The sequence below is a fragment of the Halomonas alkaliantarctica genome (assembly GCF_029854215.1).
GTDB classification, from domain to species: Bacteria; Pseudomonadota; Gammaproteobacteria; order Pseudomonadales; family Halomonadaceae; genus Vreelandella; species Vreelandella alkaliantarctica_A.
The window spans coordinates 1,953,280-1,977,032 of sequence record NZ_CP122961.1 but is presented as its reverse complement, the minus strand read 5'-3'; the positions used below and the strand labels follow the sequence as shown (position 1 = coordinate 1,977,032).

The window sequence follows — 23,753 nt, the reverse complement described above, 5'->3', positions numbered from 1 at the left end:
CAGCGTTATCCGCTTTTGAAAGCCACCCCGATATGACCTGTGTCAAAAGCCGACAAAAAATAGGTGACTAAAATGCTCGGACTTTTCCCGCAAGGAGTCTCGCTATGGAGCTTGTATGTCCCGCTGGCAACCTGCCCGCCCTAAAGCGCGCTGTAGATAAAGGTGCCGACGCTGTCTATTTCGGCTTCCAGAACATCACCAACGCACGGCAATTCGCCGGGCTAAACTTTACTGACAAACGTGCCCGCGAGGGGATCAATTACGCCCACCGACATGGCAAACGCGTTTTTTGCGCTATTAATACCTATCCCCAGCCCGATGGTTGGCAACACTGGACTCGGGCCGTGGATCAGGCCGCGGAACTAGGCGTGGATGCGCTGATTCTCGCCGATATGGGGCTGCTCGACTACGCTACTCGCCATCACCCCGAGATCTCGCGGCACCTTTCAGTACAGGGTTCGGCGACCAGCCATGAAGCGCTACGCTTTTACCACCAGCATTTCGGCATCAAGCGCGCCGTACTGCCACGGGTGCTGTCAATCACTCAGGTCCGCGACCTGGCCAAGCAAACACCGGTAGAACTTGAGGTGTTCGCTTTCGGCAGTCTGTGCATCATGGCCGAAGGACGCTGCTATCTCTCCTCCTACCTGACCGGCGAATCGCCCAATACCCGCGGCGTCTGCTCGCCAGCGGCCCATGTCCGCTGGGAAGAAACGCCTGAGGGCTTAGAGTCGCGGCTTAACAATGTTCTTATCGACCGCTACGCCGAAGGCGAGCGCGCGGGCTACCCCACCCTATGCAAGGGTCGCTTCGAGGTGGCAGGCGAGACCTATCACGCCATTGAGGAACCCACCAGCCTCAATACCCTGGAGCTATTACCGGAGCTACGCGACCTGGGTATTAGCGCCGTCAAAATTGAAGGTCGTCAGCGTAGTCCCGCCTATGTCTCTAAAGTGGCCGGGATCTGGCGTCAGGCGCTCAACCGCTTAGAGGCTCAGCCTGAGCGCTTTGATCCAGAACCCGCCTGGATGGCAGGCCTTACCGCGCTTTCCGAAGGAGCCATCACTACCCTAGGCGCCTACGAGCGCCGCTGGAAATAGGAGCCTACTATGCCGAACACTATACCTCCCGCATCACCGACCTCATCAACCGGCCCTCTTCAACTCTCACTCGGGCCGGTGCTTTTTTACTGGACTCGGCAACGCTACGCCGACTTCTACCGCGAGGCAGCCGACTGGCCGGTAGAGATAATTACCCTTGGCGAAACCGTCTGCTCGCGGCGCCGCGACATGAAACTGGACGACTGGCTAGGCATTGGGCGCGAACTCACCCAGGCGGGCAAGCAGGTGGTACTCGCCAGCCAGACACTAATCGAGTCCGAAGCCGATCTGCGTGACTTACGCAAGCTGTGTGACAACGGCGACTTCATTGTCGAGGCCAATGACCAGAGTGCCCTGCAGCGACTCTCCAGTGCTGGGCTGCCGTTTATCGCCGGTGCCGCGCTCAACCTCTACAATCCGGCGACGCTGGGCGTCATGGCACGTGCTGGAATGAAGCGCTGGCAAGCGCCGGTGGAAATGTCACAGCAAGATTTGGCCAAGCTTATTCACGATTGCCACCAGGCAGGCATTCCCCATCCATGCGAAGTATTCGCCTACGGGCATCTCCCCTTGGCCTGGTCATCACGCTGCTTTACCGCCCGGCGCCACCAAACGCCTAAAGACCGCTGCAAGTTCGTCTGCCAAAAGTACCCCGAAGGCTTGGTGCTACGTTCACAAGAGTCCCGCGATGTTTTTACCCTGAACGGTATTCAAACCCTTTCCAGCGCCTGCCAGGATCTGCGCCATGAACTGACGGTCATGGTGGATATGGGGGTATCAGTGGCACGTCTCAGCCCACGGGCGGAAGGCATGGCCGAGGTGGTCAAGGCTTTTGACCAAGCCCGCCACGGCAGATTACCTACGCCCGATCCTTTAACGCTGGTGGATGCTGAAATCTGCGACGGTTACTGGTACGGCCGACCGGGTATGGATAACACCCGCACGATGACCGGATAAAACCATAGCCTAGACGCCACCCCACCTTACTATTTTTCCCACCATTTTTGACTTGGATCATTTATTGAAAATCCTGAACGCCTACCCTTTAGCACCACATATAGTATTTATTTTTATTAAAAATAGCATATATAGGTGAAATGGGTGAAAAGCTCCACAAGCGTTCAGGTAGCAAAGCATCATATTGACGTCGCCCCGACGGTCAATGAGTACCTCCAGCGCGCCGACTGGCGTGTTCACGCCAATGCCAACCAGGGCTATTCATTGGGCGGTTTAATCCTCAACGTCTCGGGCAAGTTGATAGCCAACTACTGGCTCGATGAGATTTACCCCCACGACGTGGGGGAAGCTCATAGGGAAGGTGATTTGCATATTCACGACCTGGATATGCTGTGCGGCTATTGCGCCGGCTGGTCGCTGCGTACTTTGCTGCTAGAGGGATTCAATGGGGTGCCGGGACGGGCGGAAAGCAACCCACCCCGGCACCTTTCAAGTGCCCTCGGGCAAATGGTTAATTTTCTTGGCACCTTGCAGAACGAGTGGGCCGGGGCTCAAGCCTTCAGCTCTTTCGATACCTATCTGGCACCCTACGTGCGCAAGGATGGCCTGACCTACGCGCAGGTTAAGCAGGCGCTTCAGGAATTCATCTACAACCTCAATGTACCTTCGCGTTGGGGCAGCCAAACGCCCTTCACCAACCTAACCTTCGACTGGGTCTGCCCCGACGACTTGCGCCAACAGGTACCGGTTATCGGTGGGGAGGAACAGCCGTTCAGTTACGGTGAACTGCAGGTTGAAATGGACTTAATCAACCGGGCCTATTTGGAAGTGATGGAGGCCGGGGACAGCCACGGGCGTGTGTTCACCTTCCCGATACCCACTTATAACATCACCCATGATTTCGACTGGGAAAGCGACAACGCCGAGCGGCTCTTCGCACTGACCGCCAAGTACGGTCTGCCCTACTTTCAAAACTTTCTAAATTCAGATCTGGAACCCCACATGGTGCGTTCCATGTGCTGCCGCCTGCAGCTTGATTTGAGTGAGCTACTCAAACGCGGCAACGGTCTGTTCGGCAGCGCGGAGCAAACCGGATCGTTGGGAGTAGTGACGATCAACTGTGCCCGGTTGGGGTACCGCTTTACCGGCGACCGAGCAGGGCTGTTCAGCGAGCTGGATCGCCTACTCTCGCTCGGGCGCGATAGTCTCGAACTCAAGCGCGAGTGCATTCAGCAACTAATGGATCAGGGGCTCTACCCATTTACCCAGCGCTACCTGGGCACATTACGCAATCATTTCTCCACTCTGGGTGTGAATGGGCTTAACGAAATGGTGCGCAACTTTACTGGGGATCGCTGCGATATCGCTGACGCCCAAGGGCTGCAGCTGGCGCTGGATCTTCTTGACCACGTCCGGGAGCGGATGCGCGAATTTCAAGAACAGACCGGCCATATGTATAACCTTGAAGCTACCCCTGCAGAGGGCACCACTCATCGCTTTGCCCGGGAGGATCTGACTCGCTTTCCTGACATTCTTCAAGCCGGTACATCCGAAGCGCCCTACTACACCAATTCCAGCCAATTACCGGTGGGGCATACCGATGATCCCTTTGAGGCACTGATCCATCAAGACCCCTTACAGACTCGCTACACCGGTGGCACAGTCTTGCATCTCTATATGCGCGAAAGGATTACCTCGTCCTCAGCCTGTCGCAAGCTGGTAAAAACAGCGCTCTCTCGCTTTCGCTTACCTTACCTCACCGTCACACCCACCTTTTCGATCTGCCCGGTGCATGGCTACCTGGCGGGTGAACATGAGTTCTGCCCCAAGTGCGACGAAGCACTGTGGGCAAAAACGGCGAGCGCAATCGACGCCGCCACGGCTTGAGGCATTTGCCTCACTTTTTATCAACTCGTTTAAGGAACACGCTAATGCAAACCTCTCAATATGCTAGCTTGCCCACTGAGCAGCGCCAGCGCTGCGAAGTCTGGACCCGTGTCATGGGTTACCACCGCCCGGTAAGTCAGTTCAATATCGGCAAACGTGCCGAACACCAGGAGCGCCGCCATTTTACTGAAGCCGCCGCCTCTCGGTAGCTAGCCTTCACTTTTCTCTAACGACGGCTGGGGGGTCTGGCGGCAGGCGCCCCAGCAGGGGGATATCACTATGGCTATGCAGACGACACTTGACGCTATCACAACTAAATTATCATCGGTTCGGCTGCCGATCGCCGGCCTTGTGCCCATGACCACCCTGGATTATCCCGATCATCTGGCGTGCGTTGTATTTCTCCAAGGCTGCCCGCTACGTTGCGGCTACTGTCACAACCCCGACATGATTGCGCCACGACGGGGTGAACCCCATGAATGGCAGACGGTTATGGACTTTCTGGTCTCCCGCAAGAACCTGCTGGAAGGCGTGGTTTTCAGCGGAGGGGAGCCCACCCTGAATGCCGGTTTACGCGTTGCGGTAAAGGAAGTAAAAGCGCTGGGCTTCAAGGTAGGCCTGCACACTGCCGGTGTGTATCCTGACCGACTCTCGCGGCTTCTGCCGCATCTTGACTGGGTGGGATTAGATGTAAAGGGTTATGGAAAAGCGTTTGATCAAATCAGTGGTCGCCCTGGCATCTGGCGATTACATGCCCGCAGTTTAGGGGTGTTGCTCGACAGCGGTATCAGCTTTGAGTGTCGCACCACGGTTCACTGGAAGGATTTCAAGCTTGCCGACGTGGAACATCTGGCGTTGTCCCTTGCCGACTGTGGAGTACGCCACTACGCACTCCAGATGGCACGCAGCCAGCCTTGCCTTGACCCCTGCTATGCTCACCCTATTCCTGATGCTCCTGCCATTGCCCAGGTGAGTGCGCTGGTCAAACGTTTGCAACCGCATTTTGAGCAGCTTGAGCTAAGACACTAACGCTCTCATTTTAGATCCAGGTCAGTATTATGCGCCATATACTAATTGCAAATCACTGGACATTCATACAACATACTTGTTTTATAGTTTGCATACCATCGGAGCACATCGCAATCCATGCACCTCACTCGATTCACCGATTATTCACTACGTGTGTTGATCTTTCTCGCCGTGAAAGGCGAAGAGCGCTCTACTATCAATGAGATTGCTGAAACGTTTGATATCTCCCGCAATCATTTGATGAAAGTCGTTCAGGAGCTTAGCCAGAAGAACTACGTTACCGCTATCCGAGGCAAAAACGGTGGTTTGTTGCTTACACGTGACCCTGAGACAATCGTGCTAGGCAAGCTCGTTCGGGAGATGGAACATGGCATGGAATTAGTCGAGTGTTTCCATAGTGATAATGCCTGCATCATCACGCCCTCGTGCCGGCTGCAACCCATATTGAACGAAGCACTGACAGCGTTTCTGGCAGTACTCGACCGCTATACCCTGGCCGATATATTGTCCCACCGCTATCCGCAGTTGGCAGGCTTAATGCGTATCCCCACAGTCAATACCTAGCAAACACTCATCCTTTGTTTATTTGATGGGGAGAGCATTGGATAGTTGCACTACAATACATGCATTACACATGCACTTTAAGTTTCCTCTTTCTTACCCAATGAGGCCCCCTATGACCAGCTTACCTTCACCCATGCCCTCCTCGGATCAGGCTGGAGCCTTACCCACCGCAGCCGCCTCTAACAGCGGTAAAAATTCTCCTGGGCGTGGTGCCGCTATCGTTGTGTATATGCTTTTTCTAGGCAGTGTGTTGGCCGTGGTCACTGCTCCCGTCGGCGTACTCATCGCCCATATCAAAAAAAATAACGCCGAGGAGTGGGTTGTTTCCCATTTACAGTTTCAGATTCGCACGTTCTGGTTAGGGCTAATAGGCGGGATATTGTTTGCAGTCGCTTGGCAACTACTGGGATTGACCGGGCTACCGGCGATCGCCTCGTGGGCATTAGGCTATGGCTATTTTACCGCCTGCCTGATCTGGATGGTGGGCCGTTGCGGGGTAGGCATTACCCGCCTCACCAACAACCGTCCAGTGGCTAACCCAAGCAGTCTTGCCTTTGGCGGTGCCCGGGTCACCCTGGCAGAGCGCTAATGAGCGTTTTAATACGTCAATGGTTTTAATACGCCTGTATACGGACGGATGCAGGCGCCATCTATTACTCGTTCAGCCATCCTGACCGTCGACTCTCGCCTGCATCAACGGCCAAGTGTAGTGCACGACGAATATTGCGTAGGCCACGCACCAGAAGATGATGCTCAGCGTATAGGTCCAGTGGGTCATCTGGGGAAATATCGCCAAGACGGGTGAGCGTAGCAAGGCGGCTAACAGCATCAGCCCTAAGGCTACACCGACTCCCGGTAACGTACGGATGGGACGGCCTGTATGGCCTAGCGAAACCCTGGCCATCATTGCCAGCATCATGGTACCTATCCCCCCAATGGTCAGCGCATGCACGGCAAGTTCAACGCGCATCAGCCCCATGAGTGCCAAGCACCACATAATAAGCCCTAGCGGAATGCAGGCGTAGCTGCCGTGCAGCCCCCAAAGTAAAGGTTCACGCCAGCTATGCAGCCCTCCCCAACGCGCCATGCGAACAGTATTGGCCAACGCGGCTAAAAGCATTACCCCACCCATCAATGGAGCAGCAATGGTCGCACCCAGCATGATGGCCGTCTGCAGCAGCACGACGCCAGCAGTGCTGACTAACGTCACCCCTTCAAGCCAAGGGATAGGATCGGGTTTGGGACGCCCCAGGCGATTGGCGGTAAACATAGCAATCACGCGCCCGCCCACTACGGTCATCATCAGTGTGATTAACAGTACGGCCAAGTAGGCGGCTTGGCGGATCAGCTCGGCGTCACCCTGCATCACCCCTAAGTGCATCGCCAGATTAGCCGTGGCAAATAGCAACAGTACGGGTATAAAGATCAAGTTGCGCCAGCGCTTTGCTCTGATAACCAGACGCGCCATAACGATGGCGACCACGGGAAGAAATGCAAGGTCAACCGCCAGCAGCAGCCACCCCGACAACCCCATGGGAAAAGCCATCAACACCCGACCCAATAACCATAACACTAGCAGACCCAGTAGCGGCCCGCCGCTTAAGCTCGGCAGCCCTGTCCAGTTTCGTACAGCGGTAAGCAAAAACCCCCCGATCACCGCTGCGGCAAAACCAAACAACATCTCATGCTGATGCCAGAACACCAGGCCGCCATAAGGGCGCAGCAAAATATTGCCATGCCAAAAGCCCAGCCATACCAGTAGAGATAAAATACTGAACAGCGCGGCCAACAGGAAAAAGGGCCGAAAAGCCAGCCGTAACAACGGCAGTTGCTTGAGCTTGGAGACAGGTTGGGAGGAGGTGATAGTCGTCATAGCATAATACCCCACTGAATTACTTGGATTTGCATTGTGCGTCATGCCAATAACAAAAACCATGACAGGTATCAGAAATGCATCTTATAGGATCGGATAAACGTCATTGTCGCCCAATGACAGCCGCTTTTGCATTGTATTCAGGCCTTGTTATTCAAATAGCCAGCAGCTCCTCTCCTTAAAAAGGCCCCTTCCTGGTTGGTATTTATAGTTTTTGGCGTTAAGATGCATTTTTAATGAATCTTATAGATTGAGGTATTATCCGTGCTAACACATGAGCAGGAAAAGCTGATCAACGCGACAGCTCCCGTCGTGGCCGAACACCTGAATGCGATTACACAACGCTTCTATCCGCTGATGTTTACCCGCTACCCAGAGGTCAAGCCGCTCTTTAATGAGGTTCATCAACAAAGCGGAGGTCAGCCCCGTGCCCTGGCCAACGCCGTGTTGGCCTATGTGCAACTACGCAGTAATCCAGCTCAGGCGCGGGCTACTCTGGATGTTGTGGTTAGCAAACACGTCTCGCTAGGCATTCTTCCCGAGCAGTACCCTATTGTCGGTGAATGCCTACTGGCAGCGATTGGCGAAGTGCTGGGCGAAGCTGTCACCCCGGAAATCGCCGATGCATGGGGCGCTCTATATAACGAGCTTGCCGCCCTGTTAATTGACCTTGAAGACCAGCGCTATCGTGAATTTGAGCAGCGCCCGGGCGGATGGCGCGGCACACGCCGTTTCAAGATTGCCAGTACCCATCAGGAAAGTGCTTTAATTCGCTCTTTTATCCTTGAGCCCGAGGATGGAGGTCGTGTGGCTGACCATGAGCCAGGTCAGTATATCGGTGTACGTCTAACCATTAATGGCGAGCTGGTGTATCGGCATTACAGCCTCTCAGACACGCCAAATGGCCAAAGCTATCGAATCTCGATAAAACGCGAAGAACAGGGCCAAGTCAGCCGTCACTTCCACGATGTCTTTCAACCCGGCGACACCTTGGAACTGCTACCGCCAGCAGGCGACCTCACGCTGATTGAAGGTAACGAGCCTCTGCTGCTTGCCAGCGGCGGCGTTGGTCAAACGCCCCTGCTCCCCATGGCGAGACATGCCTTGTCCCTTGGGCGGCAAGTCACCTATTTACACGCTGCCCTGGATGCCGATCACCAGGCCTTTAAAGGCGAATTAGAAGCACTGAAGAGCGAATATCCGCAACGTCTTAAAGCTGTCCGTATTCATGAGCGTGGCAACGAAGCCGAACATATTGGTCGTATCGACCACAGCTTATTAGCTCACTACCTGCCTGATCTTAAGGCGCGCTGCTATTTCGTCGGCCCCCAAGGATTCATGACAGCAATTAACAGCGCTTTGTCCGAACTGGGTGTCGACGAGAATCGCCGACACTTTGAGCATTTTGGCCCCTCACGCCCCCTCGACGCAGCTTAATAATGGGCGGCCTCGGCATATGCCCGGGGCCGCCTGTGAACAGTTAAGAAGCCTGGGTCATTCTTTACGTACCAAACGCTCCAGCCCCAACAACAGTTCCCCCAAACGCCCTTGTGCAAGACCCTCCTCGCAACCGTCAAGTAGATTCTTGAGCGTCAATCCCAGCTCTGTATCCCCTTCAATGATTAAGCGGCGCTGGAAAAACAGGCTGTCGGGATCCTCACGGCGCGTGGCAAGGCACAAGAATTCACGCCAACCTCCTCGAATGGTTGCCTCGCCTTTATCGCGACATAATATCAAGCGCTGCGATTCAAGCGTCAGACTTAGCGTCACACCTAAATCGGCGATGGTGAGACTAATGCACCGACCCTCCAAAGCATCGAATTCCCCTTCTGCGAGCGGTATAGCAAAAGTACGGTTGAGTAAAGGCTCGACAAGACGTTGCTTAATTGCAAAAGGTATCCGTGGATCAAGGAGACGTATCAAATGGCTAGGCGTTACAGGAGAGGAAATTGAAAAAGAAAGCATGGAAAAAGGTAAAGACAGCAATGACATAGCAGCCACTCCAGAGTAAAGGCATCTCGGCAAACACTAGACCACTGATGCTAATCGTTGCTGAGATGCACGATAATGACATGCGTCAAGACTATGTATTGCACCAGCATTAAGATGCATATAAAGTATATCTTAATCAAATTATCTGTTTGTAGCGTATTAACACCTTAGTTGTTGGCTAAGGTTGCTTCTGCATTGCCCCTACCTGGCCAAGAGATACACATCAAAGTATCCAAATTGAAGTCACTGCACCCACGACCGGAAAAAAGTGAGGAAAACCATGATGAAACCATTATTTACTGCTCTTATTGCCGCTGGTGCTACCATGGCGTTGTCAGTCACTGTTCAGGCAGAAACTGATGGCGAGGCGATTTTTAACCAGGCCTGCATGGCTTGCCACATGACAGGAGCTGCTGGTGCGCCTATTAAGGGTGATAGTGAGGCATGGGAGCCCCGAATAGAAAAAGGCATCGACACCCTATATGAGCACTCGATCAATGGCTTCAACGCCATGCCGCCTAAAGGTGGAAACATGAGCCTTAGCGACGAAGAGGTGCAAGCAGCCGTCGATTTTATGGTTAAAGCTGCTGAATAGACCTACCCGCGATATAGGCAGTCGTGACTAATCGTTCTATCAACACCACTGGCTGGGGCGTTCAACGTAGCTCGGAAAATACGTTTGGAATTGCCGAGTATCCTTGTATCGCTTATCGAGTGGAGAATTAATGAGGCGCGACCTGCCCAATCCCGGCTGGGGGCCACTTTCAGCGTTACCTGGCAATCCACTGATGTGGGTATTGATACTGAGCGAAATGCTGGTTTTCACCGCCTTCTTTGCGCTCTATGCCGGTCAACGCGCCCTGGATCCTGCACTATTCACTGCATCCCAACAACAGCTTGACCCGATGTTGGGCGGTCTCAATACCCTGGTACTGTTGACCAGTGGGCTTTTTGTAGCCTTTGCCGTCGAGGCGATAAGTGCTAAGCGCATACAGCGCAGCAGACAGTGGTTAGGCGCCGCTATACTGTTGGGACTACTGTTCTGTGTCATTAAGTTTTTTGAATATACAAGTAAGTTTGCCGCGGGAATAACGCCAGAAACGAACATTTTTTTTGGTTTTTACTATGGTTTAACCGCCTTCCATTTTGCTCACGTTGTGTTCGGCTTAGCACTATTAGGCTTAGTGAGCTGGCGTACCTCCACCGAGAATGTAGAAACGGCGGCAGCCTTCTGGCATATGGTGGACTTGATTTGGATCCTGCTTTATCCACTGATTTATCTGCTCAGGTAGTTTTGAGAGGGAAAAATGACGGCACTGCCCGGTTCACGGCGTTTATTGATTACCTGGGCTGTATTAATGGCCCTGACCGTGGTGTCCATGGTTTCCGCACGGCTAGACCAGACCACCAACTGGCAGGCGCTTCCCCTATGGTCAGCCGCCATGGTAATGATGGCGACCGGTTTCAAAGCTCACTGTGTGCTCATGGTCTATTTAAACTTGCGCGCCGCGACCCCAGCCTGGAAGGGAATTTTCATTGCCCTAACACTATTAACGTTAACGCTGATTGCCGCGGGCTATCTGGCCGGTCGCTTTCATTTAGTGGGGTAGCCTTACAGGATCGGATTTAGCAAATTGCGGAATCAGTACCTCAAGGCCGCTGCGCGGCATTTGCCCAGGCTTCCAGCAACCGACCCAGCCGCATCAAACCATAAACGATAAAGGGAACCAGCAACATCAGCGCCACGCCCCAATCTCGGTTATTGATAAGCCATACCAGCGGCACGACAACCCCTAAAGCGACCAAAGACCACAGACTAATCGCCGCTACGAAGCGCAAGCGCACCATAGATAACCTCCTTAGGAAGCAACAATCTGGCGGTAGATACTCGGCAGCGCCAAGGCGAGATGCTCCGGACGCTGGACAATGGCATAACCCCCTCGCCCAAACAGGTGAGGAATATAGCGCCCCGCCTCCCGGTCAATCGTTACCCCGAACACGCGCACTTCTTCCCGTCGCGCTTCAAGTACCGCTTTGCGCGTATCCTCTATACCATATCGCCCTTCATAATAGTCGGTATCGTTAGGCTTACCGTCGGTCAGAAGTAGCAGCAACCTGTGCCGATTGGGTCGTTTGGCAAGCGCTTGGGAAAGGTGCCGAATAGCGGGCCCCATACGCGTGTAGTGGCCTGGCTTGAGCGCTGCGATCCGCCGTGACACTCGCTCGCCCATTGGCTCATCGAAGCTTTTCAGCGTATTGACCCAAACACGGTGACGACGGTGGGAGGTAAAGCTGTGAATGGCATAGTCATCGCCGCACCCCGCAAGGCCGTGTCCCAATACCAATAGTGCCTCTTTAGCCACATCCAGCACTCGCCTGTCATCAAGCCAGGCCTCAGTGGAAAGGGATACATCGACCAGAATCGAAACCGCCAAATCCCTCGCCTGGGTACGGCTAGCTTGATAGAGACGGTCGCTGGCTTCACCGGTAGCTGCCAGATCACAGCGGGAGCGAATAACGGCGTCCATATCCAGTTCACTGCCATCCAGCTGACCACGTAGCGTCTCATGGCGCGGCCTAAGTGCTTCAAACTCGCGTCGAACTCGGCGAATGCGCCGTTTTGTCGTTTCATCCGGCTGCCAATTCTCCCCCTCCTCACTCTGGACATCGCTGAGTACCACACAGTGGTCAGGCATATAGATTTGCTTACGATGATTCCATTCCGGATAAGTATGGCGCCCACGCAGCCTTCCCCCACTCACCTCACCAGGCGCCAGATCAAGATCAAGCTTTAGTTTGGAAGACGCCTTCTTACGGTTAGCACTGAGCACAATTTCATCAATCTGATCGGCCGCCTGCTTGGCCTCATCATCGTCTTCATCCTCTACATGACGATTGAGATTGACCATTTCTGCCCAGGAAAGCATCTTTTCGGATGCATTGAGCATTAAAGAGTCATCGCGGTCGGCCTGGTCCTGCTCGCGCCGGTCAGCTTTCCGCTTACCTTGGTCATCTTGTGGTGAATCCTTCCCTGTGGCCGGTGCCTCATCATCTTCCTGCTCAGTTCGTGCTTGTTTATGGGTTCCCAGGACAACGGCTTGCCCCCATAGCGGCACTGGAAGTGGTGGCCGGTATCCACGCGGCGCATGGAAGTTGTCCAAGGGCAGAGACTCATCGAGGACGGCGATATGCATCACGTCGGCCCAGCTGCCAGCCTCGGGCGGTGTTTCTCCCAACTGGGCACAGATAACGGCTTCAAACGCTGCTTCTATCGGCGGCAAGCGCTTGCGCTGGGGGCGAATGGCCAGCAACGCCTGACATAATCTGGCGTAGCGCTGAGTGAGCCCGGGGAAGTGGGCCAACACTGCCCGAGTCGCCCGGTGTACTTCACGCAGTTGGAGAAGGTTTTGCTGTAGCGGATCATCAACGACGTGCACATGCTCGGTCACCGCCAGGTACGCTACCAGCCAAAGGTAGAGATCCCGGTTCAAGGAAGCCTCATCGAACAGGGCAATGCGTGGCGGTAACAACAGGCTTTCTTCGTCGCGGCGTGCTTGATCGAGCACCTCCTCATCAAGCCCTAGCCTTTGACGTAAGGATAAGCGATGCGACGAACTACGCCCCGCAATAGCGGCAACATTGATACCCGCCTCGCCGCCTCCTGCGCGGAAAAAGACGCCGAGCATGGGCCGCAGCGTTTCAAGGCGCACTGCGGCTTCGGGATGGTCAGGGTAACTTGCCGCACTGGAAGCCCAACGGTGCCAATGGCGGCCGACAAACTCTTCGACTTCAAGAAAATCAAGCATGCCGTGCCCTCACCCAAAGGTTGCTTGAATGGCTTCCATCAGCCCTTCCTGAACATCTGCGTCATCGCTTAGCGGCTCCACTAAGGTAGCGCGGGCAGCTTCCAAAATGGGCACCCCGGCGGCAATCAGGGTAGCGCAGTAAACCAGTAGGCGAGTAGAAACACCCTCTTCTAAATCCTGCCCCTTCATGGCCCGCAGGCTGGCAGCAAGATTGACCAGCGCGGCGCACTGCTCACCGGGCAAACCACTCTCCCGCGCGACAATATCGCGCTCGACTTTGGGTGGTGGAAAATCAAATGACATGGCCAGGAAGCGCTGGCGGGTACTCGGTTTAAGCGATTTGAGAATATGCTGATAACCCGGGTTATAAGACACCACAAGCATGAAGTCATCCGGCGCTTCAAGCAGTTCCCCGGTACGTTCCAACGGCAGTAGTCGGCGGTCATCGGTGAGCGGGTGAAGCACCACGGTGACATCTTTACGCGCCTCTACCACCTCATCGAGATAGCAGATACCCCCTTCGCGCACTGCGCGAGTAAGCGGGCCATCGACCCAGCGGGTCTCGCCGCCCTGCAACAGATAGCGGCCTGTAAGGTCGGCTGAAGTCAGGTCGTCGTGACATGAAACAGTGAATAGTGGGCGGCCCAGCTTAGCGGCCATATGGCTGACAAAACGTGTTTTACCACACCCCGTGGGGCCTTTAAGTAACAGCGGCAAACGTTGGCGAAAGGCGTGCTCAAACATAGCGCATTCGTTGCCGACGTTCTCGTAGAAAGGGATTTCACGCTCATCGATAGGATTAGCGACACAAGAGAGAGGCATGGCAAGACTCCATTGCCGAAAAATAAATAAAAGAAGCAAAAACGGCCCCGCAGGGCCGTTTAGTTCAGGCCGAGCCTGCCCCTGCGGTAATTTGTGTGCCACCAGCAGGCACTTGCTCACGCGCGGGCCCGAAGAAGGAGTAGAGCAGCATGATCGCCCCCACCGCCACGGCCACGCCAGCGCCCAAACGCATGATGTAGAACAGGCCTAATTGATCCTGTACTTCCATGTAATTCATACCCAGGACGCGCTGCAAGTGAGTCTGCACGACCCCGGCGAAAGTCAGGGTAAAGGTCATAAAGCACATCGCACTGGTAACGATCCAAAAGCCCCACATGTTCAGTATCTGGTTGTACGGCTGTACGCGGCGAATCTGCGGCATGGCGTAGGTAATCACACCAAGAATCAGCATCACATAGGCACCATAGAAAGCCAGATGGCCATGAGCGGCGGTTACCTGAGTACCATGGCTGTAGTAATTCACGAACGAGAGGGTATGCATAAAGCCCCACACACCAGCGCCGAAAAAGGCAATGGTTGGGCAGCCTAAGGCCCATAGCATGGCCGCTTTATTGGGGTGGTTACGACTGCCCTTCCAGAACATGGTAAAGGCGAACACCACCATGGCGAAGAAAGGCGCCACTTCCAGCGTCGAAAAGATACTGCCGATGGGCTGCCAGTAGCCAGGTGCACCAATCCAGTAGTAGTGGTGCCCGGTACCCAGCAGGCCGGAGAACAGTGCCAACCCAACAATGATATAGAGCCATTTTTCGATCACTTCGCGATCCACACCGGTCATTTTGATCAGTAGGTAACCCAGCAAGGAAGCCATGATCAACTCCCATACGCCTTCCACCCAGAGGTGAACCACCCACCACCAGTAGAGTTTATCTACCGCCAGGTTGGTCGGGTTGTAGAAAGCGAATAACCAAAATACTGCCGCTAGCCAAAGCCCCAGCATTAACACTAGGTTAATAGCGGTCTTGCGGCCCTTGAGCAGCGTCATGCTGGTATTGAAAAGAAACATAAGGAAAGAAATGGTGATGAGTATTTTCACCCAGAAAGGTTGCTCAAGAAATTCTCGACCTTCATGGATTCCGAACTGGTAGCCGACCAGAGCCGCGGCGCCAGCAAAAGCGAAGATCGCCAGTTGGATATACGCCAGATTAGGACTGTGAATTTCCTGTTCGGCTTCCTCTGGCATCAAATAGTAGGTACAGCCCATAAAACCGATCAACAGCCACACAATCAACAGATTGGTATGGCTGACACGCATGATGTGAAAGGGCATCACTTCAGCCATGAAGTTGGGCCAAGCATAGACAGCGGCAGCCAGCAGCCCGAAGACTATTTGTAGCGTAAATAGCGCCATGGCCACCATAAAAAAGGGTAAAGCAACCTTTTGGGTTTCATATTTCATTGTACGGTTCTCCTTGATTCATCCTTCGGCTGCTTGTTTCAGCCAGCAGGATGTGGGGGCCAGTCCTGGTCGTTAATGCTATTGGTCCATTCGAGGAAGTCGATTAACGAATTCATATCTTTTTCGCTAAAATCAAACGCGGGCATTTGGCGACGCCCTTCGATCCCCAATGGCTGTGCACGAATCCAGGCATTGATACCAGCTCTCGCAGCATCAGGATTCTCGAGCCCCCCGTAGCGTTCCCAGACGTTACCCAGTTCAGGAGCGAAGTAAGCCCCCTCTCCCATAATGGTATGGCAGTTGATACACATGTTTTTTTCCCACACTTCTTTTCCATGTTTCACGGAATCGGTGAGGGCTTCGCTGTCCGTGGAAACGTTGACCATGTACCAGTGGCTATGAGCCGTAAGCGCGGCAAATAGCAGGAAGAAGAACAGCGAGCCGCCATAGAAAATATTACGGGCCGCTGATTTAGTTAGACCATCAGCCATAAGCCATACTCCCTTGCTAGTCTTGATAGGCCCCAGGCTTCATAGCCAGAGACATCTCTTTTTAAGATGTATTTAAATTACAACTTAATGGTAGCAGAAAAATATCCCTACTAGCCTTGCCTCAGATCAAGTTTTGAAAAGAGGCAAATATGTAGTCAGACCATTGATCTTACATTCGCTGCTTGTTGGGCCAGTTTCATCGTCCATTCAATGGCTGGTGCCTTCTTCATAATGTGTTTTGTTCCAGACATTGTACTTGCCCGACGGCTTGCTCATGGGGATACGCTGAAGTTCTTCTAACGTATCGCTGTCGTAGACAATCACAGCGCCGTCCTCTTCCCAAAGACTCAGCAGCACGCGATGACCATAGCGGTCAAATTCCACATGGGCGGCAGTTTTTCCCGGTTCTGGAGTCAGAGTTTCAACAATTTCCAGACTGGCTTTGTCGATAACATGCACCCGATCACGGTGTGGGCCAAAGAACACGTCCACCCAGGCGTATGGCGATTCGGCATGGCTGCGCATAAAGAAACCGGGGCCATCGGTTTCAAGCGTCTTAATCACCGACCAATCCTGCATATCAATGATTGATACCGCAGCGTTGGCAAGATGGGGAATAGCCATGACTCGTCGCCCCTGGTACGCCCAAGTGATACCAGAGCCCAGGTGCGGCATCCCGGCCAGGGGCAGATCCGCGACCTTCTCACCGCTGTCCAGATCAACCACCATCCCGCCCTGTCCGTCCCGGGCGGCGCCGATGACATGGCGGTAATCGAGATCAAAGAAGAAATCGTCCAGATAGTCCGGCACCGCAATGCGCCGAACGCGGAAATTCGGGGTGTCATGGGAGCGGCGTGTAACCAATGGTGTGCTCATATGACCGGTAGACACCACGGGCTCTGTGGGCAGTGGCCAAGTGATTTCCCATACTTCTTTGACGTCTTTCAGTGCGGCAATGAAACTGCCGCGTGGCGGAGCGGCGTAGACGGCACTGACCCGAGAACTATTGCCAGCGGCGTCAGCCACCGGATAGACGCGCATTAGATCCAGGTTATGGGCGTCGAACAGCACCAAGCTATGCGGTAGATAGTTCGCGGCCATGACATAGCGGCCATCCGCCGAGACAGCAATATTACGCATATTGATACCGGCGCGGACTTCAGCCACTACCTCAAGGTTGTACAGATCGTACTTGGTGATCCAGCCGTCCCGCGAACCGAAAAAAACGTAACGGCCGTCGGGGGTATACTTGGGCCCGCCGTGTAGCGCATAGCGGGTCTCGAATCGATGGATACGCTCGAAGCTATCGCCATCGAGCACACTGGCATGGTGATCTCCGGTTTCTACTACAATAAACAGATTGAGCGGGTCGGCATCAAAAAGTGGTTCATCCGGCAGGCTACCGTCTGGGAACGGCACGACCTGGCTGGCCAGGATATCCTCCTCTGTCCAGTTGGGTGGAGTCGTTGGCGGACGATAGATCCACTCCACCAAAGATGTAATTTCGCTGCCGGAGAGTATGTTGCCAAATCCTTGCATCTGGCTGGCCAAGCGTCCATCGCGGATAACATCAGCCGCGGCCTCTTGCGACAACCGCGAGAGATTACTCGGCAGCAGTGCCGGGCCGATACCGCCCAAGCGAGATTCACCGTGGCATGCTAAGCAATGGGTTTGATAGAGCGCGCGGGTATTCGGGGCATCCGCCAGTACCGATAAAGTCGGCAAGAGAAGGGCTATTCGAGCTACAAAAGAGATAATTTTCACAGGGCAACTCGCTCTTGAGCCAGCTCCAGCGTTTCGCCGCTGGCGCAAAACACTTCCTCGGGGATCGCCTGGTTCAGAACCTTGGCCAATTGCACCACCTCACCCACCACGATTAACGTTGGCGGCCGAAATCCCTGCTCATCAATCGTCTTGACCAACTCGCCCAGACAGGTGATTACCTGGCGCTGCTCAGGCGTTGTTCCCCGCTCTACTAGGGCGACCGGATGGTTGGCCGGTAGACCGAAGGTCTGCAGCTGGTCGCTGATCATCACGGCATTGGCCAATCCCATATAGAACACCAACGTTTGATGTGGCACAGCCAGGGCCTGCCAGTTCAAGGCCAGCTCACCGTCCCCTTTGCAATGCCCGGTGACGAAAGTGACGCTCTGGGCATAGTCACGATGGGTCAGGGGAAAACCACCGTAGGCTGCGCACCCTTGAGCCGAGGTAATACCTGGCACCACGCGGAAAGGAATCCCATTCTCGACCATAATTTCCGCCTCCTCGCCGCCACGGCCAAAAATATAGGGGTCGCCCCCCTTCAGCCGCACGACCCGCTCTCCCTTACCCGCCAGACGCACTAGCAAGGCGTTGGTCTGCTCCTGGGTCAAGGCATGGCAACGCGAGGCCTTGCCCACATAAAAGCGCTGCGCGCCGGGGCTGGACAGCGCCAAAACCTCCTTGGAAACCAATCGGTCAAAAACCAGGCTGTCGGCTTGTTCAATCAACGCTAAGGCACGAAGTGAGAGCAGACCGGGGTCGCCAGGCCCAGCACCGATAATCGCCACTTCGCCGGGCGCCAGAGGTGCCTCTTTCAGATCATAGGAAACACGGTGGGATGTCATAACAGCACCTTGGCTAAAGCTCGATGGCAGAAATAGCAGCAAAAGGAGCGTCAATGCGTCGTGACGACTTACCTTCCACACCGATTTCCAGGTTGGTCAGGTAACAACCGGGATCTTCTTCCCAGGGGTCGCCGCTGACCTTCCAGGCACGCACTCGGGTATTGCCATTGCAGATATTTAGGTATCGACAGGCGCTGCAGCGGCCTTTCACCGGGCGGGGGCGCTGACGAAAACCCGCCATCAATGGGTCGCGGGTATCTCGCCAGATGTCCGAAAAACGCCGCTGACGAACATTACCCAGGGCGTGATCCCACCAGAAAGTATCGGGATGCACCGTACCCAGGTTGTCAATATTGGCAATATGTTCACCAGAGGCGTTGCCGCCCCAGTTCTCCAGGCGTTGATGCAGCGCATCGGCTTGAGCCGGGAAATGCCGCTCGGCCCACTGTAGTAAGAAGGGGCCGTCGGCGTCGTTGTTGCCGGTGACGTATTCGCGCTCTACTCCACGTTTGAGCTCACCGTGACAGTGATCAAATAAGCGCGTCATGGTATCGCGGGTCATTTGGTACCAGGCGTCTTGCTTGCTGTGGCGCCTGCCACGTCCACCGTAGTTGAGATGTGAGAGATAGAACTTGTCGATATCGTGCTCATCGAGCAGCGTAAGAATATCGCCAAACTGCTCGTAGTTTTCCCGGGTCAAGGTAAAGCGAAGCCCTACCTTAATGCCCCTCTGCTTGCATAGTTTCACCGCGTGCATCGACTCATGAAACGCCCCCTTGCGTTGACGAATGGTGTCGTGGGTGTCTTCCAGGCCATCGATACTGATGCCGATATAGTCGTAGCCGACATTGGCGATCTCATCGATGTTGGCTTCGGTAATTAATGTGCCGTTGGTTGAAAGACCGGTGTAGATACCCAATTCTCGCGCTCTGCGGGAAAGTTCGAATATATCCGGGCGCATTAATGGCTCACCGCCGGAAAGAATCAACGCCGGGACATGGAAGCGCTGTAAATCGTTGAGCACCTCATGCGCTTCGGAGGTGGTCAGCTCGCCTTTGAAGTCAATATCGGCAGAGACGGTGTAGCAGTGTTTGCACGTCAGGTTACAGCGGCGAATCAGGTTCCAGATCACCACGGGACCTGGGGGCTTGCGCAACGGGGGAATAGGGCCTGGGTTCAACAGGGTCTTGATATATCGAGTAACGCGGAACATGGTGCTCTCCTTGTGCCGCAAGGCTCAGCCTCGCGCGTCATTCTCAGTGCTAACGGTCTGGGCATCTTTACCGGTAAGGCGTAATCCGGTTTTTTTTAATATGCGCGTACTGTAGAGAATACGATGGTCGTGACATGCATCTCCCAGGCAATCGCGAAGCACCTGAGCTTGTCGTTCAACGTCTTCACGGGTTCGACCATGTAGCATCGCGAAAAGGTTATACGGCCAATAAGGCCGATGGCGGGGGCGCTGGTAGCAATGACTAACCCCTTCGATTGTTGCAACTTCTCGACCCAACCGCTCGACCTCGGCATCCGCTACGTCCCACACTGTCATACCGTTAGCTACGTAACCCAAGCGGTAATGGTTGGGCACTGCGGCAATGCGGCGGATTACCCCGCGCTCGAGCATGGTCTGCATGCGAGAGAGCACCTCGTTACCGCTCATACCCACCTGCTCGCCCACGGCGGCCCATGGGTCGGCAACCAGCGGCAGGCCTTCCTGTGTGGCCAGCACGATGGCCCGATCCCGCTCGTCCAGGCTCGTGGCACCCGTCTTGTTGATGTCAGACGGACAAATGAACTCGGACATAAAATTCCCTCTCTTTGGGCATATTGAACACCGGCAGGCCAGTCGCTACTTCTATATCGGTTACTACCTGAGGGATACGTTCCGACGACTCGGTCGCCAGTACAAACCACATATTTAACGTGTGTTCGCGGCGATAGTTATGAGCGACTTCGGGAACATTGTTGAGGATCTCCACAACACGCTCATAGTCCGCTTCCGGAACCGCCAGGGCTGCCAGGGTCAAGCCACCGCCCATTCGCTCGGCGTGGTACATGGGGCCGAAACGACTAAGTACACCGCTATCACGAAGTCGCGTCAGACGTGCAAGCAACTCCTCCTCTGAAACACCGAGTTCCTCAGCAACGGCTGCGTAAGGGTGAAGCACGAGTGGTAAACCGTTTTGCAAGCGGTTGACGATGGCACGATCTTGGGCATCAAACTCCAGGAAGTTCATCGTTTCTCCTTAAGGCATAACTACCACCACACTGGCGATAGGCATGTTGACTGAACAACACCTGATGCTCTATTTCAGCCAAACCAAGGCGCTCAACGAGCGTCTCCAGTTGCGCCATAACCGCCTCGCGTTTAACGCCATGAATCATGCAGAAGAGATTGAACGGCCAGTCGGGTAGTCGGCGAGGACGCCGGTAGCACAGCGTGACGATGGTTTCTTTGGCCAACGCCTGCCCTACGCGCGTTACCAATTCATCAGGAACGTTCCAGACCACCATAGCGTTGGCGTCGATACCCAGGCGACGATGGCGCACCACCAGCCCCAGACGCTTGATCAGCTTTTCTTCCCGCCACCGCTTAACGCAGCCCATGACCTCGGCTTCCTCTAGTCCACACTGTTCAGCCAGCACCTGCCAAGGGTGCGGGGTTAGCGGCAAACCCTGCTCGAGAAGCGCCCGCAACTTACTATGCGCGCAGGGTGCATTGAGTTGTTGGCAATCATTTACTCTGGCAAGCGGTGTAGCGGTCATCATGCTTCCTCCAGCTCAGTCCAGGGAATCGTGAACGCTAGGTCGATGTGGAAACTTTCCAACATGGGGAGACGCAGAATTTTCCGATCGAGTATGGCCTCCAGACGTTTAAGGGCCTCGACAAGGCTTTTTTCCTCAGCGGCGGTCATCACAAACCACAGGTTGTAATAGTGCTCCCGAGCGTAATTATGATTCACCCCAGGGGCTTGATTAATGAGCTCTGCAAAAGCATCGCGTTGATCTTCGGGCACGGCAACGGCGGCCAACAGACTGGCGCCAGCTAAGGCATGATCGAAAACGGGCCCGACACGGCTCAGAACACCCAACTCTTGCAGCCGTTGCAGACGGACGATCACCTGTTCTTCGGTTGTATCGAGGCGTGCAGCCATGGCTAAAAATGGCCGAGAACAAACCGGCAAGTTGCGCTGGTAACAATCGATTAAACGACGATCTAGCGAATCGAGATCATGGGAATGACAATGCATCGGCAGAGCTCACTTTTATCATGTGCTACTGGCGGGCAAAGGCAGCAGCCCAGCGGACTGCTGCATTGCACGGCTCAGTAGATGTCGTTCTGGGTATTGAGAACGTTGAACTTGCCGGTCGGCGTCACCAACCGCTCATCCTTGATTACCGCCTTCAACTCACGGGTCGTGTCGTCCACGATTACTAGAGCAGACTCCTGATCCATTGCATTCCATACAGAGAACCATACTTCGTCACCTGCGTTATTGAACTCAGGCTGAACCACGCGCTTGGGGCCTTCTCCCACATCGGCCCACTCGGCGATAGGCAGAACCTCGTATCCAGCCTCCAGATCGTTTAGGTCGTAGACTGCGACACTCTGGCTAATCTCTTCCCCTGGGTTAAGTGGCGTATCCACATAGAGATTGCTCGACTCTGGGTGGGTTTTGATAAACAGCGAACCACCGCCCTGCCCTTCAAGGGTACGTACGACCCTCCAGGCATTCTCCGGGTACTCCTCCGGATCGGTGCCAATCAGTTGGATGGTGTTATCACCCAGGTGGCTGGTCGCCCATACCGGACCAAACTCTGGGTCGATAAAATTGGCGCCGCGACCTGGGTGTGGGGTCTGGCCCACGTCAACAATAGCCTCAAGCTCCCGATCTTGAGCATCAATGACTACAATTTGGTTGGATTCGTTAGCCGCGGTCATAAAGTAGCGACCGCTGCTCTCCCAGCCTCCATCATGTAAGAAGCGGGATGTATCGATCTCCACCATGCTCAAGGCATCCAGGTTCTCGTAATTGACCAACTGAACCTTACCGGTCTCCTTGACGTTGACAATAAACTCAGGGTGTTGGTGGGAGGCAACAATGGCGGCCACACGTGGCTCAGGATGATACTCCTGGGTACCCACGGTCATACCTCGTGTACTGACAATCCTCAATGGCTCCAGTGTCTCGCCATCCATGATCACGTACTGGGGCGGCCAGTAGGCACCGGCAATGGCAAAGCGATCCTCATATCCCTCGAATTTCGAGGTTTCGACGGAGCGTGCTTCCATCCCTACCTTGATGCTGGCGACAATCCCCGGTTCTTCCATCCACATGTCAATCATATCCACTTTGGCATCGCGACCAATGACAAACAGATACCGGCCCGACGCAGAGATACGAGAAATATGCACCGCATAGCCGGTATCTAGGATATCGACAATTTCTTTACTGCCCCCGTCTATCAAGGCAATCTGACCCGCATCACGCAGGGTCACAGAGAATATGTTTTCTAGGTCCAGGTCATTCATCTGCTCAGTAGGACGCTCTTCCGGCGGCACCACCACTTCCCAGCTTTCCTGCATTTCTGGCATACCAAATTCAGGCGGAACCGGTGGTTCATGCATGATGTACTTGGCCATCAGCTCGACTTCTTCTTCTGAGAAATCTCCCGAAGTACCCCAATTGGGCATACCGGCTGGCGAGCCGTAATTAATAAACACCTTGAGATAATCGAGGCCCCGATCTTGGGTGATATCCGGCGTCAATGGTTTGCCAGTTGCCCCTCTGCGGAGCACCCCGTGGCAGCCCGCACAACGTTGGAAGTAGATCTCTTTCGCTCGTTCGAACTCTTCTTCTGTAAGATCGGGAGCACCTGGGGATCGCACTACATTTGCTGACGCTGAATCCACCGACGACTCTGTGCCTTGATAAAGCCTCGACGCTTCTTGCTCTTGGTCGGGGTCATCTTCAAACGCATGCACTAAACCCAACCCCATTGAAGCTGCTGTAACGGCCACGGCTAGTGGTCTCAGATACCTGTTTCTCTTTTTCATTGCTTCACCTATGTCATGGTCAACATAAGCAGCCTTGCCAGGTAGTTCGCTTTTTTTAATTTTCGCCGGAGAAGTCCAGACGTATCGCTGCTTTTAAAAAGCATGGGTTAATAAAATATATTTTTCATGCCTCTTTTGCTGATC

The 23,753-nt window shown here is 54.4% G+C and carries 26 protein-coding genes; 11 read left to right on the top strand and 15 right to left on the bottom strand.

Annotated features, from left to right (window positions below; all coding sequences use genetic code 11):
• Positions 1 to 104: 104 nt before the first annotated feature.
• The 7 genes from ubiU (at position 105) to QEN58_RS08930 (ending at position 6,126) form a co-directional block, all read left to right on the top strand.
• On the top strand, positions 105 to 1,100 hold the full coding sequence (gene ubiU, locus QEN58_RS08960) for a ubiquinone anaerobic biosynthesis protein UbiU (RefSeq protein ID WP_280106748.1): 996 nt from the start codon (positions 105 to 107) through the stop codon (positions 1,098 to 1,100).
• Positions 1,101 to 1,109: 9 nt separating this feature from the next.
• On the top strand, positions 1,110 to 2,057 hold the full coding sequence (locus QEN58_RS08955) for a U32 family peptidase (protein ID WP_280106747.1): 948 nt from the start codon (positions 1,110 to 1,112) through the stop codon (positions 2,055 to 2,057).
• 135 nt (positions 2,058 to 2,192) lie between these two features.
• On the top strand, positions 2,193 to 3,944 hold the full coding sequence (locus QEN58_RS08950; protein ID WP_280106746.1) for a ribonucleoside triphosphate reductase: 1,752 nt from the start codon (positions 2,193 to 2,195) through the stop codon (positions 3,942 to 3,944).
• Between the two features lie 44 nt (positions 3,945 to 3,988).
• On the top strand, positions 3,989 to 4,153 hold the full coding sequence (nrdD, locus tag QEN58_RS08945) for an anaerobic ribonucleoside-triphosphate reductase (RefSeq protein ID WP_027959384.1): 165 nt from the start codon (positions 3,989 to 3,991) through the stop codon (positions 4,151 to 4,153).
• Positions 4,154 to 4,223: 70 nt separating this feature from the next.
• Positions 4,224 to 4,973, top strand: a complete 750-nt coding sequence (locus tag QEN58_RS08940; RefSeq protein WP_280106745.1) for an anaerobic ribonucleoside-triphosphate reductase activating protein — start codon at positions 4,224 to 4,226, stop codon at positions 4,971 to 4,973.
• A 117-nt stretch (positions 4,974 to 5,090) separates the two neighbouring features.
• On the top strand, positions 5,091 to 5,537 hold the full coding sequence (locus tag QEN58_RS08935; protein WP_280106744.1) for an Rrf2 family transcriptional regulator: 447 nt from the start codon (positions 5,091 to 5,093) through the stop codon (positions 5,535 to 5,537).
• A 112-nt stretch (positions 5,538 to 5,649) separates the two neighbouring features.
• The gene (locus QEN58_RS08930) at positions 5,650 to 6,126 is read left to right on the top strand and encodes a DUF4870 family protein (protein ID WP_280106743.1); all 477 of its coding nucleotides are present in this window, start codon (positions 5,650 to 5,652) and stop codon (positions 6,124 to 6,126) included.
• A 72-nt stretch (positions 6,127 to 6,198) separates the two neighbouring features.
• On the opposite strand, the gene QEN58_RS08925 is transcribed toward QEN58_RS08930, so the two are convergent.
• The gene (locus QEN58_RS08925; protein WP_280106742.1) at positions 6,199 to 7,410 is read right to left on the bottom strand and encodes an NnrS family protein; all 1,212 of its coding nucleotides are present in this window, start codon (positions 7,408 to 7,410) and stop codon (positions 6,199 to 6,201) included.
• Positions 7,411 to 7,674: 264 nt separating this feature from the next.
• Here QEN58_RS08925 and hmpA point away from each other — a divergent pair, with 264 nt between their 5' ends.
• The gene (gene hmpA, locus QEN58_RS08920) at positions 7,675 to 8,847 is read left to right on the top strand and encodes an NO-inducible flavohemoprotein (protein ID WP_280106741.1); all 1,173 of its coding nucleotides are present in this window, start codon (positions 7,675 to 7,677) and stop codon (positions 8,845 to 8,847) included.
• Positions 8,848 to 8,904: 57 nt separating this feature from the next.
• Here the strand turns inward: hmpA and ubiT are convergent, their stop codons facing one another.
• Positions 8,905 to 9,402 carry a ubiquinone anaerobic biosynthesis accessory factor UbiT gene (gene ubiT / locus QEN58_RS08915; RefSeq protein ID WP_280106740.1) on the bottom strand — a complete coding sequence of 166 codons (498 nt, stop codon included), beginning with the start codon at positions 9,400 to 9,402 and terminating at the stop codon, positions 8,905 to 8,907.
• 280 nt (positions 9,403 to 9,682) lie between these two features.
• Here ubiT and QEN58_RS08910 point away from each other — a divergent pair, with 280 nt between their 5' ends.
• From QEN58_RS08910 to QEN58_RS08900, 3 genes are all read left to right on the top strand, one after another.
• On the top strand, positions 9,683 to 9,997 hold the full coding sequence (locus tag QEN58_RS08910; protein ID WP_280106739.1) for a c-type cytochrome: 315 nt from the start codon (positions 9,683 to 9,685) through the stop codon (positions 9,995 to 9,997).
• A gap of 130 nt (positions 9,998 to 10,127) precedes the next feature.
• Entirely contained in the window at positions 10,128 to 10,694 is a 567-nt protein-coding gene (locus tag QEN58_RS08905; RefSeq protein WP_280106738.1) for a cytochrome c oxidase subunit 3 family protein, read from the top strand.
• 15 nt (positions 10,695 to 10,709) lie between these two features.
• Positions 10,710 to 11,012, top strand: a complete 303-nt coding sequence (locus tag QEN58_RS08900) for a cytochrome C oxidase subunit IV family protein (protein WP_280106737.1) — start codon at positions 10,710 to 10,712, stop codon at positions 11,010 to 11,012.
• A gap of 40 nt (positions 11,013 to 11,052) precedes the next feature.
• On the opposite strand, the gene QEN58_RS08895 is transcribed toward QEN58_RS08900, so the two are convergent.
• The 13 genes from QEN58_RS08895 to QEN58_RS08835 form a co-directional block, all read right to left on the bottom strand.
• A complete protein-coding gene (locus QEN58_RS08895; RefSeq protein WP_280106736.1) occupies positions 11,053 to 11,250 on the bottom strand; it encodes a hypothetical protein in 198 nt (65 codons plus the stop codon).
• Between the two features lie 11 nt (positions 11,251 to 11,261).
• Entirely contained in the window at positions 11,262 to 13,208 is a 1,947-nt protein-coding gene (locus QEN58_RS08890) for a nitric oxide reductase activation protein NorD (RefSeq protein ID WP_280106735.1), read from the bottom strand.
• A gap of 9 nt (positions 13,209 to 13,217) precedes the next feature.
• A complete protein-coding gene (locus tag QEN58_RS08885; protein ID WP_133732569.1) occupies positions 13,218 to 14,030 on the bottom strand; it encodes a CbbQ/NirQ/NorQ/GpvN family protein in 813 nt (270 codons plus the stop codon).
• A gap of 64 nt (positions 14,031 to 14,094) precedes the next feature.
• Complete coding sequence (locus QEN58_RS08880; RefSeq protein ID WP_280106734.1) at positions 14,095 to 15,450, bottom strand: cbb3-type cytochrome c oxidase subunit I; 1,356 nt, start codon at positions 15,448 to 15,450, stop codon at positions 14,095 to 14,097.
• A gap of 38 nt (positions 15,451 to 15,488) precedes the next feature.
• Positions 15,489 to 15,941: a c-type cytochrome gene (locus tag QEN58_RS08875; RefSeq protein WP_280106733.1), complete on the bottom strand. Its 453-nt coding sequence runs from the start codon at positions 15,939 to 15,941 to the stop codon at positions 15,489 to 15,491.
• 207 nt (positions 15,942 to 16,148) lie between these two features.
• Complete coding sequence (locus QEN58_RS08870; protein ID WP_280106732.1) at positions 16,149 to 17,705, bottom strand: nitrite reductase; 1,557 nt, start codon at positions 17,703 to 17,705, stop codon at positions 16,149 to 16,151.
• On the bottom strand, positions 17,702 to 18,550 hold the full coding sequence (cobA, locus tag QEN58_RS08865) for a uroporphyrinogen-III C-methyltransferase (RefSeq protein ID WP_280106731.1): 849 nt from the start codon (positions 18,548 to 18,550) through the stop codon (positions 17,702 to 17,704). The genes QEN58_RS08870 and cobA overlap by 4 nt, the downstream gene beginning before the upstream one ends.
• Before the next feature lie 13 nt (positions 18,551 to 18,563).
• Positions 18,564 to 19,763 (bottom strand): heme d1 biosynthesis radical SAM protein NirJ, encoded by a 1,200-nt coding sequence (nirJ, locus tag QEN58_RS08860; RefSeq protein WP_280106730.1) that lies wholly within the window; start codon positions 19,761 to 19,763, stop codon positions 18,564 to 18,566.
• 24 nt (positions 19,764 to 19,787) lie between these two features.
• Positions 19,788 to 20,354 (bottom strand): siroheme decarboxylase subunit beta, encoded by a 567-nt coding sequence (gene ahbB, locus QEN58_RS08855; RefSeq protein ID WP_280106729.1) that lies wholly within the window; start codon positions 20,352 to 20,354, stop codon positions 19,788 to 19,790.
• A complete protein-coding gene (locus tag QEN58_RS08850; protein ID WP_280106728.1) occupies positions 20,329 to 20,787 on the bottom strand; it encodes an Lrp/AsnC family transcriptional regulator in 459 nt (152 codons plus the stop codon). Before QEN58_RS08850 ends, ahbB (QEN58_RS08855) begins: the two co-directional genes overlap by 26 nt.
• Complete coding sequence (gene ahbB / locus QEN58_RS08845; protein WP_280106727.1) at positions 20,768 to 21,319, bottom strand: siroheme decarboxylase subunit beta; 552 nt, start codon at positions 21,317 to 21,319, stop codon at positions 20,768 to 20,770. Before ahbB (QEN58_RS08845) ends, QEN58_RS08850 begins: the two co-directional genes overlap by 20 nt.
• Positions 21,316 to 21,801: an AsnC family transcriptional regulator gene (locus QEN58_RS08840; protein WP_280106726.1), complete on the bottom strand. Its 486-nt coding sequence runs from the start codon at positions 21,799 to 21,801 to the stop codon at positions 21,316 to 21,318. Before QEN58_RS08840 ends, ahbB (QEN58_RS08845) begins: the two co-directional genes overlap by 4 nt.
• Before the next feature lie 74 nt (positions 21,802 to 21,875).
• On the bottom strand, positions 21,876 to 23,552 hold the full coding sequence (locus tag QEN58_RS08835) for a nitrite reductase (protein WP_280106725.1): 1,677 nt from the start codon (positions 23,550 to 23,552) through the stop codon (positions 21,876 to 21,878).
• Between the last annotated feature and the right edge of the window lie 201 nt (positions 23,553 to 23,753).